We start from the raw sequence: 14,334 nt of genomic DNA, 5'->3' as shown, positions 1-14,334 counted from the left end.
AGGTTTCACTGGCTCGCCGCTCCTGGTCGCATCCACTTCTGAATCTCCGGCCCGGCTGCATCCATGAAGCTCATGACCACCTGCCTGGCGTCGGGTTCCCCACCCCACCCGTCGTACGCATCATATGCGTCATCAAGTTCAACCAACTCTTGAGCGATGGCGTGGCCTTGGTGACCGACAACCCGGTGTGCCCATGACGCGAGTTCCCGAACGGGCAGGGTTCCCTCGATGGCTTGGCTGGCGTAATGGTAAGCCGCCACAAGCTGGGCATCGTCCTTGGTCATGTCACCCGTCGCCACGCCAAGCTCCTTGAGAGCATCGTCGACGAGGACCCCAAGCTCGAACACGTTGATGTGAAGCGAAGCGCCGGCAAGCTCGCGAAGTGCCTGGCCGTCGTGCTCTTCGACCAGCGCATTCGTCGCAGCCGAGATGGCTGCTGCTGTCGCATCCTGCCGGATAGTCCACGAAGCTCGTGCGGCAATCAGGGCGAGAGTAGCCGAGCCCAACACCTAGAGCATCTTCCGCAAACGCATGCCACTACTCAAACCAGACAGGCGCGGCTTTGCGTACAGCCACACCACAACCCCGAACAGCGGCACCACAAAGAACAGCATCACCCACATGATCCGGGCAGCTTGATCCAGACCGTCCTGACGCAGGACATCGAAGATCGCCCAAAGGTTCGCTCCCATGACAAACACCGCGGACAGTCCCGCCAGCGACGCCAACACCCATTCCCAAGCTTCCATGTCATCCCCCTGAACCAGCAGCTTCCGTACAAAGTAGCACTGGCGCTGCAGACGTACGACGGCGGAGCCCGCCTTGGTGCCTGCCGTTTAGTGGCGTTTCGGTTGGGTCAGATCAGCGCAGTCATGACGTTCCAGCCTTCCCCGATCTTCTTCCTGGGTTCGAGGTGACGACTGCCGACGCCGGGGTAGAGCCAGAGGTCTCCGTTGGCATCACGGGCGATGATTTGTGAGTAGCCCGGATAGTGGCCGTCGAATCTGCCGGTGGCGATGATCGCTGTCATGGCGTTCCAGCCTTCGCCTACCTGCATGCGGGGCAGCCACCCGCCCTTGCCATCCCCAGGGTAGAGCCACAGCCGTCCGCCGGTGTCGCGGGCCATGACGTCCCGTTTGCCGTCTTCATTGAAGTCGCCGCGGCCGATCAGCGCGGTCATCACGTTCCAGCCGACGCCGATTTGGACCCGGGGCTTCCATCCGCCCTGATGGTCACCCGGGTACAGCCAGAGGCGGCCCTCGACGTCACGGGCGATGACGTCGGCACAGTAGTCGCCGTCGAAATCACCAGGTCCCATGATGGCGGTCATGGCGTTCCAGCCGACGCCCACCTTGGTCCGTGGTTTGAATTGTCCGCCGGCGGCTGGGTACAGCCAGAGGTCGCCATTCTTGTCGCGTGCAAGGACGTCGTCCCAGAACTCGCTCTGGAACTTTCCTGCACCGATGATGGCGGTCATGGCGTTCCAGCCCTCGCCCATTTTGAAGCGCGGCTTTTTCCAACCACCCCTTCCGTTTCCCGGATATACCCATAGGTCACCGGCGGCATCACGGGCCATTACGTCTTCAAAGTAGCCGGTGTTGATGTCAATGTAGTCCCAGTTGTTGAGGCCGCGGCCGCCTCCCTCGAGTGCCTGGGCTGGGATTGCACACGGGCCGAAAACCAGAGCCGCCGCCGTCGTAAGTGCCGTTACCGCAACGCGGCGCCGCTGAGGTGTGGGCGTTTTGCGGCAAGAACCCGTGGTCGATTTAGATCGGAACATCACTGTTACCCCCATTAGCAACATAGCCATCACACGATGCAGGGGAGCTTAGTCCCCTTGGGCTGGTTTTGTTAGGCCCCGAAGTCCCGAGCGGTTTTCCCGCGGTTTGATGTGTGGCCGCTTTACGTGATGTACGACGGCGGCGCTGGCACCTAGTCGACCGGCCTGACCACTCACTTTTGGTTACTGGAGTACCTATATGGGCCCAAATCGCCACCTAATTGCCGCTCTGCGGCACTAGGTGGTCGTTTTTCGGGCGCAAGCTGAGCGGATCAGAGCAACATCGTTCCTCTCACTAGGAGCAGTCATGATCCTGGTCCCGCCGTCCGGAATAGGACACCGCGAACTGAGACGTGGTGGACAACAGAAAGGTGGTTCCGTCGTCCCTGGAGACCGTCCTGTTCTTCGCGACTGGCCGGATCCCGGCTTCGTGGCACTGAAACCTTGGGCGGAGAGGCAATGATGTCGATTCGGAAAACCAATCGTCTGCTTGGTGTGCTCGCATTGTGTTGCGGCGCCGCTGTCGCGGGAGGATGGGCGGCTTCAACTGTTTTCCAAACGGCGCCTATTGTCAGCCACCAAGAGTCGTTCACCTATGTGGAGGCAGTTCACGGAGAGGTCGGGTCGACGATTGATATCACCACTCTGGCCTCGTGGATTGCAACGCCCGTAGCCGTAAACCGGGCCTCTGGAGTTGTCACGGAGGTCTTCGTCCAGTCGAATGCCGGCGCCCTGCTGGGCCAAGGTTCGCCGCTCTATAGCGTTGACCTGCGTCCAGTGGTGGTAGCAATAGGCGCAATTCCCTCATTTCGGAACCTGGGCCCCGGCGACCGAGGCGCCGATGTCAGCCAGCTGCAGCAAATGCTTGTGGACAAAGAGATCTACGAAGGGCCGGTTACTGGCTTCTTTGACGCGGTGTTCACGGACGCTGTGAAGCGCTGGCAAGGTTCGATGGGGCACGACCCAACTGGCTTCGTTCTCAGCGAGGACGTGGTCTTCGTACCAGGGCTACCGGCTCGTATCTCCCTCGATTCTGCGGTCATCGCGCGGGGTTCAAATGTCACGGGCGGCGAGAAGGCAGTCAGCAGCCTCGCGGATCAACCCACGTTCACCATCAAGGCATCTCCGGCACAAGCTTCCATGCTCAAACCCGGGGCAAACATAGAGATCACATCACCAAATGACGGTGGTGTCTGGAGAGCTTTGGTTTCTGCCTCGGGTATTCAACAAGACGGCCAGGGCACCAACTTTGAGCTGACCGGACACGAAGGAGCGGTCATTTGTGGAACAGACTGCTCCAGTGTCCCCTTGGGAGGCCTCGAACTGCCATCGAAGTTGGTTGTAGTTGAGTCGACTACCGGACTCACACTGCCAACCGCTGCCGTTCTGTCTCAACCCAATGGCGAGCTCGAAGTTATCGACCGGCAGGGTGGCCACCACAAAGTGCGAATAGCAGTCAGCGCTCTGGGCATGAGCATTGTGGACGGGGTCGATCCCGGCACCTGGGTACGAGTCCCTGCCAAGTCCAGTCAGGGGGAGTCGTGACAACCCCTCCTTTGGCTGCCAGGAATATCAGCTTTGGGTACACCGAAACGGATCTCATTGTCGAAAATTGGTCGGAACAGTTCGCGGCGGGCGAGGTCGTGGCGTTGACAGGTCCGAGTGGACGAGGAAAGTCCACGCTTCTGTACATTCTTGGCCTAATGCTGGGACCGATGCGAGGTGGCGTCTTTGTGCATGGAAGGGCCGCAACGACACAGGGGGATGGCAATCGGGCGAAACTTCGCGCTAAAGAGTATGGCTTTGTCTTTCAGGACGCTGCTCTGGACCCATCCAGGAGCGTACTGGACAACGTTGTTGAGACGTCCCTGTACAGCGGAATGCAACGCGGGGTCGCCGTCACTCGGGCGCATGAACTGTTGGAACAGTTCGGCGTCGAAATTCGGGCCGACCATAAGCCTGGGCAGATTTCTGGTGGCCAGGCCCAGCGGATCGCACTTTGCAGAAGCCTGCTAGGCAATCCGCAGATCCTGCTCGCCGACGAGCCTACTGGCAACTTGGACGCCTCAAGCTCCGATGTCGTCATTGATGCACTCCATCGGCAAGCGCTCTGTGGTGGTGCAGTCGTTGTGGCGACTCACGACCCTCGGGTAATGGAAAGCTGCCACAGGGTGATAGCACTATGACCCGTCATCAGCCCTTTCTCCGGGAAGTATTCGCGTCAGTGGCTAGTCAGAAGATCACGTCAACAATGCTGACGGTAGTGATGGCCGGCATGTGTATGGCCGTTCTGCTAACTGCTGGCCGTACGGCGGGCGTCGAACAAGAGGTGCTCAAATCCATTGATTCAGCAGGAACCCGATCAGTGATAATTCGGGGCGACCCGGATTCGGGGCTGAACGCATCCGTCCTAACAAGGATAAAGAGCCTTGAGGGGGTTGAGTGGGCTGGAGCATTCAGCTCGGCTGTCGACGCGAGAAATGCGCAAATCCTGGACGGAAATCCAGTCCCTGTTAGAGAGCTCTTCACGACCGACCTTCGGTACCTGGGTCTGGATTCCGCGTGGGCCGTTGAGGACACCGCGTTCGCGTCTTCTGACGCAGTCGCCCATCTTGGCATGGTCGAGGCAAGCGGAGGTCTTTTGGCTGTTGAAGCGTCGCGAGCATATGGCCTCGGGGGAAACATGCGGGTCCCGGATTTTCTCGAGTTCATGGAGCCACTGGTATTGGTGCCAGGGTCTCCAGAGGATGAGCGCTGGCGAACTTCTCCTGTAGGCCTCCTCGTAGTCGTCGCCAAACGAGCAGATCTGGTGGTGCCAGTGGCCGCGACAGTTGCTGCCCTCCTGGGAGTAGAAGACATCAACAAGGTGTCCCTCGAAACCAGTGAGCAGCTGGCGGCCCTCCAATCCGTAGTCCAACAGCGACTGAGTAGCTACAGCAACGGATTGGTTATGGGCATATTTCTGGTCACAGCTGTTCTGGTAGCCGCAGTGTTCTCCACGCTGGTGCTGATCAAGCGAAAAGAGTTTGGAAGGCGTAGAGCATTGGGGGCGACTCGTACGTTCATTTCAAATCTGTTGATTTGCCAATCAGCAGTCATGAGCCTAGCGGGGTCTGTGCTCGGGTCAGTGGTCTCGGCGTTCGTCTTATCTCTTGATGGGGCACCTCAGCCGCCAATCAAGTTTTACTGCGCCTTGGTGGTTATCGCCCTCTTGTTGGGCGCATTCGCGGTGATGCTTCCCGCGGTAATTGCCTCATACAGAGACCCGGTGCGCGAACTGCGGGTTCCCTGATTCACTCCGCAATTCCACGGGAGACTTATTCAAAAATTTCATTGAGAACCAGATTGCATGAGAGGTGGTTGGGTCAATGGTGCAAAATAGTCGCCGGATATGCGTTCTTGTTAGTGCTGTTCTTGTCCTTTTGGGGGGACTTGCGGGATGCGGGTCCCCGTCTCAAGAAGCTGGGCCCAGGCCGGCTAGTGAGCGCTTCCCGACGCCCTTGGACTTAGCCAAAGCGCGGGCCAAGTGCTTACAGGGCAAGGGGTGGGACTCTCAGGTTCACGACGCCGATGCAACCATCGCGACGACGGTGACCCCGGCACAACAAAGGAAATTTGAGGAGGATGACGCTGCATGCTTCCAAGAGTTGGGCGTCGATCCGAATCGAGAACCAACAACCGCCGAATACGACACGCTATACAAGCAGTATCTGGACGGTAAGACGTGTCTTGAAAAGGCGCAGTATGTGATTTCGAAGGCACCGTCTCGGCAGGTATTCCAGGAGACTTATCTTAGTAAGCCGTGGATTCCTTGGACCGAGGTTCCCGATTCAGCCCGCCACGATGCTTTGAAGGAGTGCCCTATGCCTCCACCAATTTACTAATCGCTGCGCACAATACTCCTGATAGCTGCACGCATAAATACTCATCCTCATACTATTCTTTATGTATTTGACAGGGTCAATTCTGCATGCGCCGGAGTGGGTGGAGCATTATTTCGCAATTGGATTTATTTTCTTGGCAAAAGACTTGGTTATTGATACCTTGCAATTGCGGCAATTAGGCCGCCTTTCGATTGGGGAAAGATAATGAACAAATCAGTTCGTATAGCCAGTGTTTCTGCCCTAGCAGCTGGTCTTATTGCGATCACTGCAATGCCGGCCAGCGCGGCCTACAGCGTCGGGCTAGGAGCTGTGGAATGCTCCATGGTGCAGCCTCATGAGGTTCACGTTGAATCCGTGGCGCGCGGAGCAGTCCACCACTTCACGCACAGCGCATTCCACGGCAGTATGACCATTAGTGCAGGAACGTCGGCTTCATACATGGAGGTCGACACTCATCATTGGCCAAGGAAAGAGGCTGTTTATGGGTGGGTTTCCACGTCAAGCAATAGTTCAACGGACATACAGTCGGCAAAGATCAACTGTCAGTAGTCGTCCATGACCAGGAGCGGGGCATGCCGTCGGCCTGCCCCGCTCCCGGCGTTACCCCAAGGGCCTGTGTCAGCCGTTCGATTCGGTTGGGAACCGTGACGAAGCCGCCTTGCCATGCGGCCGACTCGGCCCAGAAACGGGCGTCCTGCGACTCCCCAGCGGCTACTCGCCGTCGTGTGTTAACTGACGGTACCGCGGCGGAACGCGTCTGTGGCTCAGCCGGCGTTGACCAGGACGCCGTCGACGCGGGCGAGGAGGCCCGGCCAGCCGTTGCCCATGCCTTCGATGGCCTGCCGCCCCATCGGTGAGTCGAGGTTGAAGCCGGCGTGTTCGAAGGTAAGGGTGGTCCCGGCGTCGACCGTTTTCACTGTCCAGGTGATGGTGGTGTCCAAGGTGCCTTCGGCGAAGGTGAAACTGATGGACGTGCCGGCTTCGACTGTGAGGACTTCGCACGGCTGCTGGCCCCAGCCGCCCATGTCCATAGTGAAGCGGTGGCCGACCACGGGTGCGATGTCGCCGGCTGCCCACCAGCGTGCGAGGAGTTCGGGGGTTGTCAGTGCTGCCCACACTGCTTCCTTGGGGTGCGGAAAGGTGCGTTCCAAGCGGATTGCGTTGTCAGTCATGGGTTTTCCTGTTCAGTAGGTTGGCCGTCCAGTAGATCGGACAGGGCGCCGAGCCGCCGGTTCCAATATTGTTCATAGCTGTTCAGCCATCCGTTGACCTCTTGGAGACCCCGGGCTTCGAGATGGTAAATCCGCTGCCGGCCTTTTCGTTCTTCGCGGATCAGGCCTGCCTCTTTGAGGACGCTGAGATGTTCCGACGCCGAGGAGCGGCTGAGTTCCAAGTTGCCGGTGAGTTCGCCCGCGGTTAGGGGGCCTCCGAGGAGGTTGTCGAGGATGGTGCGCCGCGAAGGGTTCGCGAGGGCTCCGAAAACGTCGATGGGCACTGCTCAATCATATGTCGGAAATTTCCGAAATGATAAGTTGCTCGGAGGTGGCTGGCACCTAGGCATGCTGTCCGAGCACTCATTTTCGGGTTGTTCAATACCTAAATTGGCCCCAACAGCACCTAGTTTGGGGGATTTGGGCACCTAGTCCGGGTTTGGAGGTGCAAGCTGTTCATGTCACTGCAAGCGTCGCGTCTGGGGGAGGCTTTATGCCAGCAAACACGAGGGAGACCAAGCGGTACTCGTTGTCTTTGTCCTTGATTTTGGGGGCGAGTGTGCTGTGCGTAGGGCTGGTGCCTCAGCCGACGATCTTCGTCGTCGCTGCCGCGTTGGTGGTGTGCATCCTGGCTGCAGCTGTGCACTACAGGAAATGGCGGTGGGTGCCGTCCGATGGCCAGGAATCAAAAATGGCCAGGCTCAGCGTAGGATGCGTCACTGCGACCACGTTGGCGCTGCTCCTTAGGGGATACCCACTGAGTTTCGTGTTGACGCCGCTCATTGGCATTGCCGCGATCGTCGGGATGAATCGTGAGCTCACCACGCGCGGCCGTCTTATTGGCAGGAGCAAAGGATGAAAACGTCTCGGCATCCCCTGCAAGTCGTTATGTTCTTCGTCATGGCCCTCAACTTCGCCATTTGGCAGCCTTTCGGCTGGTGGCGTGCCGCGGCTGCTGTGCTCATGCTCGGATTCGGTTGCTACGGCGTTTATGTGTTGCGGCGGAGCAAGCGTAAAGAGTCCAGCCAGGAGCCCTGCGAGCTTGAGTGAGCGCGAAATTGAGGATGGTCTGTGGACTGACGTCTGCAGGCCATCTCTTTGTTAATGGGTGTTTTGGTCGGGGCGAAGGCGATTCTGCAAGTCTGGGTCACCGAAGCCGGACACGAATCCGAAGTCGTGTTCTCCGTTCTCCGGAGGGAGGTCGCGCTCCAGTTTCAGTGCCGTCGTGGGCGTGAGCAGGGTTTTAGCGATTCCGCTCTCGGTTTCAAAGGTGAAGGATCCAAAGATTGTCGGGTCAATGCGGTGCCTGAGGAGGAGCGTTGTGTCCGAGCCATTCACCTCACATGCAACCGGATGATAGTCGTCCAGTTGTCGGCCCCATATGGGCAGGGAGAGTGGGAACGAAAGCTGGACGGCTTCAGGAAACGAGAACGGGATGCGTTCAATCGAGAGGCCGTAAGGATCATCCACGCCGTCAGTCTGGATTATCAGTCTTCGGGGGTCGAACGTTCTCGTAGCCCCATCAGGCAACTCCTCCGCAGACCAGATGAAGGCCCGTGGGTGCACCGAAACTGCATGCCTCACTAAGTGGTTACCGCTTTGGCAATACGAGGTGCCGGTGTAGGCGCTTGCCTGTCCGCCGCCCAGCGCTTTTCCGATTGCGATCGCCAGCTGCTCAGAGGAAGTGTCCACGCCTCATCCTCGCATGGGTGACGCTACCCGCTTAGGAGGGTTCGCCGTCGTGGTTTGTTAGCAGGAACTTGCGCAGCAGGTTCGCCAGCTGCACCCGCTCGGTCTCGGATAGGCCTTCTAGCATCTTCTGTTGGTTTTCGACGTGGTGCTCCACCACGTCGTCCACCAGGGCGAGTCCCTCTGGCGTGAGGCTGATGAGTAGTTGCCGGCGGTTCTCGGGGTTGGTCTCGCGATGAACCAGGCCGCGGTTTACGAGTCGGTCCACGCGGTTGGTCATGGCCGCCGAACCGATCATGGTGAGGCTGGCGAGTCGACCCGGCGTCAGAGGAGCCTCGGCCGCCGACCGGCGTAGCGTTGCCAGGACGTCGAACTCCCACGGCTCCAGTCCGAACTGGTTCATGAATTTCTGCACGTCAAGTGAGGCGAGACGACTCGCCCTGTTGAGCCGGCCCAGAACGCCCATGGAGCTGACGTCCACGTCGGGCCGCTCCTTGTTCCACTGTTCAAGAATCATGTCCACTGCGTCGCGGTCCATCGTCCTCCCATGCTTGACCTCAAACAGTACAGCACCTAGATTGTCCTACATCAAATAGTTTGACATCGAAATGTATGGAAGTGAAAGATGAGTATATCTGCAGCGGTTGCCAGCAGGGCGGGAGCTGGGGCGTCCAAGGCATCCCCTCGCGACCTCTTTATCACCGCGCTCGCGCCGATGGTCTGGGGTTCCACCTACCTGGTGACCACGGAGTTCCTCCCCGCGGATCGGCCGCTCCTCGCCGCAACCGTGCGGGCGCTGCCAGCGGGCATCGTGCTCATGGTGGTCACCCGAACGTGGCCGCGGGGGAGTTGGTGGTTCAAAGCGGCGGCGCTGGGTGCGCTGAACATCGGGCTGTTCTTCTTCCTCCTGTTTTTCACCGCGTATCAACTGCCGGGTGGACTCGCGGCGCTGGTCATGTCCATCCAGCCCTTGTTCGTGCTCTTCCTCGGCGTGCTGTTGCTGGGGGAGAGGATCCGCAAGGCGCACATCATTGCCTGCGCGGTGGGAGCCGCGGGTGTCGGCTTGCTCGTCCTGCGATCCGACGCGACGCTGACTTTTGTGGGTGTGCTCGCCGGGATGGCGGCGGCGCTAAGCATGGCGGCCGGCATAGTTCTCACCAAGCGCTGGGGAAGGCCCGACGGCGTGGGGCTGCTTGGGTTTACAGGCCTGCAGTTGGCGATGGGTGGGGTGATGCTGCTGCCGGTGACGCTGGTGGTTGAGGGGCTGCCGGGGTCGATCTCTGGGTTGAATCTTGCGGGGTTCGCTTACCTGAGCGTCCTCGGTGCGTTGGCTGCCTACGCCGTGTGGTTCCGGGGAATACAGCGGCTGCCGACGATGGTGGTGTCGTTCCTGGGATTCCTGAGCCCGCTCGTGGCTACGGTGCTGGGGTTTGTGTTTTTGGGCGAGTCGTTGTCAGGGTGGCAGCTGGTGGGTGCGGTGTTGGTGCTCGGGGCGGTGTTTTTGGTGCAGCGGTATGGGGCCGTTGAGCGACAGCAAACTCCCCTAAAGCGGAAGCGATCAGGTGAGTGATGGAGCAGTTGCCAGAAATCCGTGTCCCTATGAAAGTTCCGAATAAGCTGTCGAGAACTGCTCTTGATAAGCGAGATGTTCGAAGTTCAGCCCGTGACCCTCCGCCACCTTAAGCTTTCCTGTTGGTCTCCCCAGATTCATGACCGTGCTGTCCGGCCGAACTGTTAAAGCATGTCCGTCAAAGAGGACGTGGCAATTTGGGCATAGGCAAAGGATGTTCTCCAGAGTATCGGGCCCGTTGTGGGGGATGCCCAACGGTCGGATGTGTGCACCCTCCGAGTATGGCCCGGCGGCGGTGACGAGTCTGGTTCCACATATCTGGCAGGCGTTGTCATAGAGTCGCTTCACGGAAGCTGCGACATCGTAGTTCCGAGTGATCCGATTGACGTGTGCGCTGCGTCGAGGCGGTGTTACATCCTCCCCACGGGTCAAAGCCGTGGCAAGTTCACCGGGCAGGAGACTCTCGCCAGCAACTACTCGGAGCTGGTAGATCAGGACTTTCCAGCCGTCACGCGTACCCCAGCCCCAATTCGTGACCGTGAACAGCCCGAGGTAGACGTATTGGTTGTGCGCTTTCCTTGCGGTGAGCACGGACTCCTTGACCAGAACCCGAACAGGCCGTCCAAGTTTGTAGTTCTCGACGAGGCCTAGGTTGCCCTTTTCCAGCTTTTGATCGGCGATGTGTCGGCCTGTGTTTGCGTCGCGACCACCAGCGCCGGTGTAGGTGATCAGGTCACCCTGAATCTCGTCATCTGAGTATCCATCGGAAAGGCAAATGGATTGGGTGCCGCCTGCCTGACCAGCGATGCCTGCCTGTGTGGTCCTGTGAACGCCCGCGTCGAAGGCCTCCCGTCGATCCTTGAAGGTTGTCCCTGGCGGGCAGTCCGGGATTTCCCCATACATCCGCCCCGGCGGTTCAATGGCGTTTATGACGAGCTCTATGCCGAAGCGTTTCAGTGCCCTTCGAGTCTCCTCTCCGCCCGAGAATAGCCGGACCGAGAGCGGTCCCCTGGCTGGATGCTGCTTTCCATAGGCGACTGCCAAAAGCGGTTTGGAGTCGATCAGCATGCCGTTGACTTCGGCGAAGTAACGCACGGACGGTTGTTGTCCATGCGTGGCAAGGAAAGCATCACGTCCCAGAGTCCTGAACTCATCGACCGTCTCTGCAATTGCTGATGGATCCGTCAGCTCCGACAATGCCCCCACAGAAGTAACCCCACTGTCTTTGTCCCATTTGTCGCCAACTACCGTCCGAGGTTGGGAGGGCGGCGGATCGTCTGAGTACTGGCATGGGTGCCAACGATCTAATCAAAAATATATGAATATCCGCGTCACGCGCGGCTTCTAACGGACACATATATTGGGGATCTTCGTCTCACATTCAGAAAGTGCGTTGTGACGAGTGAAGTTTTAGCCATGGGGCATGGGGCAGGGGGCCGAGGCGAAGCGGGCGGCCGGGAGGGCGAACCGGTGGCGCCGCAGTCGCCAGAACTGCCCGTCACATATTGACTGTGACCCGCCTCACCGTCACACTAAATGAACGCTATTCATTTCACGTTCACAAGGCCAAGGTCGTCCACCACGCGCCCCTGAGCCAACCCAGCACTTCAGGATCTCGGTGACCCCGCAGATCCGGTAGCCGCTACGAAGTTCTGCAGCGTCGCAGCTTCCAAGCACACACCGGCATGACCATCAAGGATTCCCAATGACCCCCACGTTTGAAACTGATACACCGGCAGGCGAGAAGCCTGTGGGGCCGACCTCCGCCCAAGCACCTTCCCAAGGTTGGCGCCGTGTCCTCGGTGTTCCATCCCTTGTCCTGCTGGGATTGGTCTACATGGTGCCACTGACCATCTTCAGCACCTACGGCATTGTTGTGGAACTGACTGGTGGGCGGCTCTCCGCTGCCTATGCCGTAACCCTGGTGGTCATGCTGTTCACGGCCCGTTCGTATGGCCGGATGTCGCAGGCCTTCCCGTTCGGGGGATCCGCGTACACCTATGCAACCCGCTCCTTCGGGCCAGGCCTTGGATTCATGGCTGGTTGGTCGCTTCTGCTGGATTACCTGCTGCTGCCGATGATCAACTATCTACTCATCGGCATCTACATGGAAGCCGCATTCCCGGCGATTCCTGCGTGGGTGTTCATGATCATCTCGATTGTGGCTGTGACCGTGCTGAACATCCTGGGCATTACTGCGATTGCGAAGGCCAACTTTGTGGTGGTGGGTCTCCAAGCGCTCTTCATCGTCTTGTTCGTGGCCTTGGGGCTTTCCTCTACCACCGGAACTGGCAACATTGATTTATTGGCGCCCTTCACCGGGGCCGAAGGTGCCGAAGGACTGTCGCCCATCTTCGCAGGCTCCGCCATCCTCTGCCTCTCCTACTTGGGATTCGACGCCGTCTCAACTTTTGCGGAGGAAACAAAGGACCCGAAGCGGAATCTGCCCCGCGCCATCATGATCACCACGATTCTTGCCGGGATGATCTTTCTGGGACTCGCGTACATCAGCCATCTGGTTCTCCCCGTCAGCACCTTCAACGACGTGGACTCGGCTGCCATCGAGGTCATCGGCGCAGCTGGCGGCGAGTTGCTGGTGGCTTTCTTCACGGCCGCCTACATTGCTGGCAGTCTCGGATCAGCGTTGACCTCACAGGCTTCGGTCTCGCGGATCATTCATTCGATGGGCCGCAGCGGGGTGTTCCCTGCAGCGCTGGGGCGGCTGCACTCCCGCTTCGGCACCCCCGTGTTGCCCATTCTCCTGACCTCGGCCGTGTCTCTGCTGGCGTTCGTGTTGGACCTACTGACAATTTCCTCGCTGATCAGCTTCGGTGCCCTGGTGGCGTTCTCCGTGGTCAACCTGGCCGTGATCAAGCGCTACTTCTTCGACCAGAAGGCCCGCGGCGCCCGTGGTGTGATCCACAACCTTGTACTTCCCGGCATTGGGTTCGTGCTCACAATCTGGCTGTGGACCAGCCTGAGTGGGCTGTCCTTCACCTTCGGTTTGATTTGGGCAGGCGCGGGATTGGCCTACCTGGCATTTCTGACGCGAGGTTTCCGGAAACCAGCGCCCCAATTGGACCTGAAGGAAGCCTAGGGTTCCTGGGAGAAAGCTCAGAGGATTTTCGTCAGCCGGGTCATTCCTCCCACAGCCACTCTGGGACCGGAGACGTTAGGCTTCTTGGACGACATCGTAGGGGGAACGATTCTGAAAATGACTACTGCACGTAAGCTCCGCATCTTGAACATTGCATCCACAGTCCTGTTGATGACCGTCGTGATTCTGCAATCCACCCAACTGATCAGCGTGTTCTGGGGCATGGCGCTGCTGGTACTCATCGGGGTCCCTACGACGGTCGTTTGGGTGATTCTTGAGCGGCGCCAGGGCGCCGAGAAGATGAGGGGCGAGGCGTAGCTCGACTTCTCCGGAAGTCAGGTGTTTGGCGGCGGTGCCCGCGCAGGGTGTGTCGCCGTCGTTGTCTTCCGGTGACCATTGCCTGGCGGTCCCTCCTGTGGAACCCTCAACTTGATCCTGTCGCCGGGGTGACGACGGGCAGCAGGAAAGGATCCCGACATGGGACTGATACACATTGACCTCTTCACGACGCTCGACGGCGTCGCGCAGGCGCCCGGCGGGCCCGAAGAGGACCCTGCTGATGACTTCGCGTTCGGCGGCTGGCAGGCGCCGCTTATCGACGAGGTTGTTGGGGATCAGATCGATTCCGGAATGGTGGGAATGGACGCATTGCTACTGGGGCGGCGGACTTATGACATCTTCGCCTCGTACTGGCCTCACCAGGATGGCAAGATCGCGGAGCTGTTCAATCGCCTTCCGAAGTATGTGGCTTCGCGCCAGTCGCTGGAGCTTGAGTGGGAGGGATCAAGCCTGCTCGGCCCTGACACCGTGACGTCCTTGCTAGAGCTCCGCCGGAAGCACCGGAACATCCACGTCATAGGCAGCCTCGACTTCGTCCAGACTCTTTTCTCTGAGCGCCTGTTCGACCAACTCAACCTGTGGGTCTATCCGATCCTCCTCGGCCGCGGGAAAAAGGTGTTCGCAGACGGAGTGGTGCCAACGAACCTCAGGCTTATCGAGCCCGTGGTTGCATCACCGAAGGGGGCGGTGATGCAGCGTTACGCCTTGGTTGAAGGGACGCCTGCGGTGGGAAACATGGCGGAGATCGATTAGGCAGAGCAAAC

Annotated in this window: 17 protein-coding genes; 9 read left to right on the top strand and 8 right to left on the bottom strand. The window is 59.2% G+C overall.

What is annotated here, in order from left to right; translation table 11 throughout:
• Positions 1-5 precede the first annotated feature (5 nt).
• The 3 genes from ABIE35_RS04040 to ABIE35_RS04030 form a co-directional block, all read right to left on the bottom strand.
• Positions 6-506 carry a hypothetical protein gene (locus ABIE35_RS04040; RefSeq protein ID WP_354512593.1) on the bottom strand — a complete coding sequence of 167 codons (501 nt, stop codon included), beginning with the start codon at positions 504-506 and terminating at the stop codon, positions 6-8.
• A 3-nt stretch (positions 507-509) separates the two neighbouring features.
• Entirely contained in the window at positions 510-749 is a 240-nt protein-coding gene (locus tag ABIE35_RS04035; RefSeq protein WP_354512591.1) for a PLDc N-terminal domain-containing protein, read from the bottom strand.
• A gap of 107 nt (positions 750-856) precedes the next feature.
• Positions 857-1,780 carry an FG-GAP repeat domain-containing protein gene (locus ABIE35_RS04030; protein WP_354512590.1) on the bottom strand — a complete coding sequence of 308 codons (924 nt, stop codon included), beginning with the start codon at positions 1,778-1,780 and terminating at the stop codon, positions 857-859.
• Positions 1,781-2,377: 597 nt separating this feature from the next.
• Between ABIE35_RS04030 and ABIE35_RS04025 the strand changes: the two genes are divergently transcribed.
• Genes ABIE35_RS04025 through ABIE35_RS04015 form a run of 3 tightly spaced genes read left to right on the top strand, consistent with a single transcriptional unit; the run spans position 2,378 to position 5,072 of the window.
• Positions 2,378-3,325: a peptidoglycan-binding domain-containing protein gene (locus tag ABIE35_RS04025; protein ID WP_354512588.1), complete on the top strand. Its 948-nt coding sequence runs from the start codon at positions 2,378-2,380 to the stop codon at positions 3,323-3,325.
• A complete protein-coding gene (locus ABIE35_RS04020; RefSeq protein WP_354512586.1) occupies positions 3,322-3,966 on the top strand; it encodes an ABC transporter ATP-binding protein in 645 nt (214 codons plus the stop codon). Before ABIE35_RS04025 ends, ABIE35_RS04020 begins: the two co-directional genes overlap by 4 nt.
• A 38-nt stretch (positions 3,967-4,004) precedes the next feature.
• On the top strand, positions 4,005-5,072 hold the full coding sequence (locus ABIE35_RS04015; protein ID WP_354512584.1) for an ABC transporter permease: 1,068 nt from the start codon (positions 4,005-4,007) through the stop codon (positions 5,070-5,072).
• Positions 5,073-6,428: 1,356 nt separating this feature from the next.
• Here the strand turns inward: ABIE35_RS04015 and ABIE35_RS04010 are convergent.
• Positions 6,429-6,836, bottom strand: a complete 408-nt coding sequence (locus tag ABIE35_RS04010; protein ID WP_354512582.1) for an SRPBCC family protein — start codon at positions 6,834-6,836, stop codon at positions 6,429-6,431.
• Positions 6,833-7,159 (bottom strand): metalloregulator ArsR/SmtB family transcription factor, encoded by a 327-nt coding sequence (locus ABIE35_RS04005; protein WP_354512580.1) that lies wholly within the window; start codon positions 7,157-7,159, stop codon positions 6,833-6,835. Before ABIE35_RS04005 ends, ABIE35_RS04010 begins: the two co-directional genes overlap by 4 nt.
• A 209-nt stretch (positions 7,160-7,368) precedes the next feature.
• On the opposite strand from ABIE35_RS04005, the gene ABIE35_RS04000 reads away from it, so the two are divergent.
• Positions 7,369-7,734, top strand: a complete 366-nt coding sequence (locus tag ABIE35_RS04000) for a hypothetical protein (protein ID WP_354512578.1) — start codon at positions 7,369-7,371, stop codon at positions 7,732-7,734.
• Positions 7,731-7,925 carry a hypothetical protein gene (locus tag ABIE35_RS03995; protein ID WP_354512577.1) on the top strand — a complete coding sequence of 65 codons (195 nt, stop codon included), beginning with the start codon at positions 7,731-7,733 and terminating at the stop codon, positions 7,923-7,925. Before ABIE35_RS04000 ends, ABIE35_RS03995 begins: the two co-directional genes overlap by 4 nt.
• 51 nt (positions 7,926-7,976) lie before the next feature.
• Here ABIE35_RS03995 and ABIE35_RS03990 read toward each other — a convergent pair whose 3' ends face one another.
• Both ABIE35_RS03990 and ABIE35_RS03985 read right to left on the bottom strand, forming a co-directional pair.
• Positions 7,977-8,567 (bottom strand): PhoX family protein, encoded by a 591-nt coding sequence (locus ABIE35_RS03990; RefSeq protein WP_354512575.1) that lies wholly within the window; start codon positions 8,565-8,567, stop codon positions 7,977-7,979.
• Positions 8,568-8,598: 31 nt separating this feature from the next.
• Positions 8,599-9,102: a MarR family winged helix-turn-helix transcriptional regulator gene (locus tag ABIE35_RS03985; protein ID WP_354512573.1), complete on the bottom strand. Its 504-nt coding sequence runs from the start codon at positions 9,100-9,102 to the stop codon at positions 8,599-8,601.
• A gap of 87 nt (positions 9,103-9,189) precedes the next feature.
• Here ABIE35_RS03985 and ABIE35_RS03980 point away from each other — a divergent pair, with 87 nt between their 5' ends.
• On the top strand, positions 9,190-10,134 hold the full coding sequence (locus ABIE35_RS03980) for an EamA family transporter (protein WP_354512571.1): 945 nt from the start codon (positions 9,190-9,192) through the stop codon (positions 10,132-10,134).
• 27 nt (positions 10,135-10,161) lie between these two features.
• Here the strand turns inward: ABIE35_RS03980 and ABIE35_RS03975 are convergent, their stop codons facing one another.
• A complete protein-coding gene (locus ABIE35_RS03975) occupies positions 10,162-11,340 on the bottom strand; it encodes a YDG/SRA domain-containing protein (protein WP_502921355.1) in 1,179 nt (392 codons plus the stop codon).
• Between the two features lie 499 nt (positions 11,341-11,839).
• Here ABIE35_RS03975 and ABIE35_RS03970 point away from each other — a divergent pair, with 499 nt between their 5' ends.
• From ABIE35_RS03970 to ABIE35_RS03960, 3 genes are all read left to right on the top strand, one after another.
• The gene (locus ABIE35_RS03970) at positions 11,840-13,231 is read left to right on the top strand and encodes an APC family permease (protein ID WP_354512567.1); all 1,392 of its coding nucleotides are present in this window, start codon (positions 11,840-11,842) and stop codon (positions 13,229-13,231) included.
• A gap of 117 nt (positions 13,232-13,348) precedes the next feature.
• Positions 13,349-13,549: a hypothetical protein gene (locus tag ABIE35_RS03965; protein WP_354512565.1), complete on the top strand. Its 201-nt coding sequence runs from the start codon at positions 13,349-13,351 to the stop codon at positions 13,547-13,549.
• Between the two features lie 159 nt (positions 13,550-13,708).
• Positions 13,709-14,323, top strand: a complete 615-nt coding sequence (locus ABIE35_RS03960; protein ID WP_354512564.1) for a dihydrofolate reductase family protein — start codon at positions 13,709-13,711, stop codon at positions 14,321-14,323.
• Positions 14,324-14,334 lie beyond the last annotated feature (11 nt).

Source organism: Paenarthrobacter sp. 4246, assembly GCF_040546855.1.
In the GTDB taxonomy this organism is placed as follows: domain Bacteria; phylum Actinomycetota; class Actinomycetes; order Actinomycetales; family Micrococcaceae; genus Arthrobacter.
This window is presented reverse-complemented; position numbering and strand designations above follow the sequence as displayed.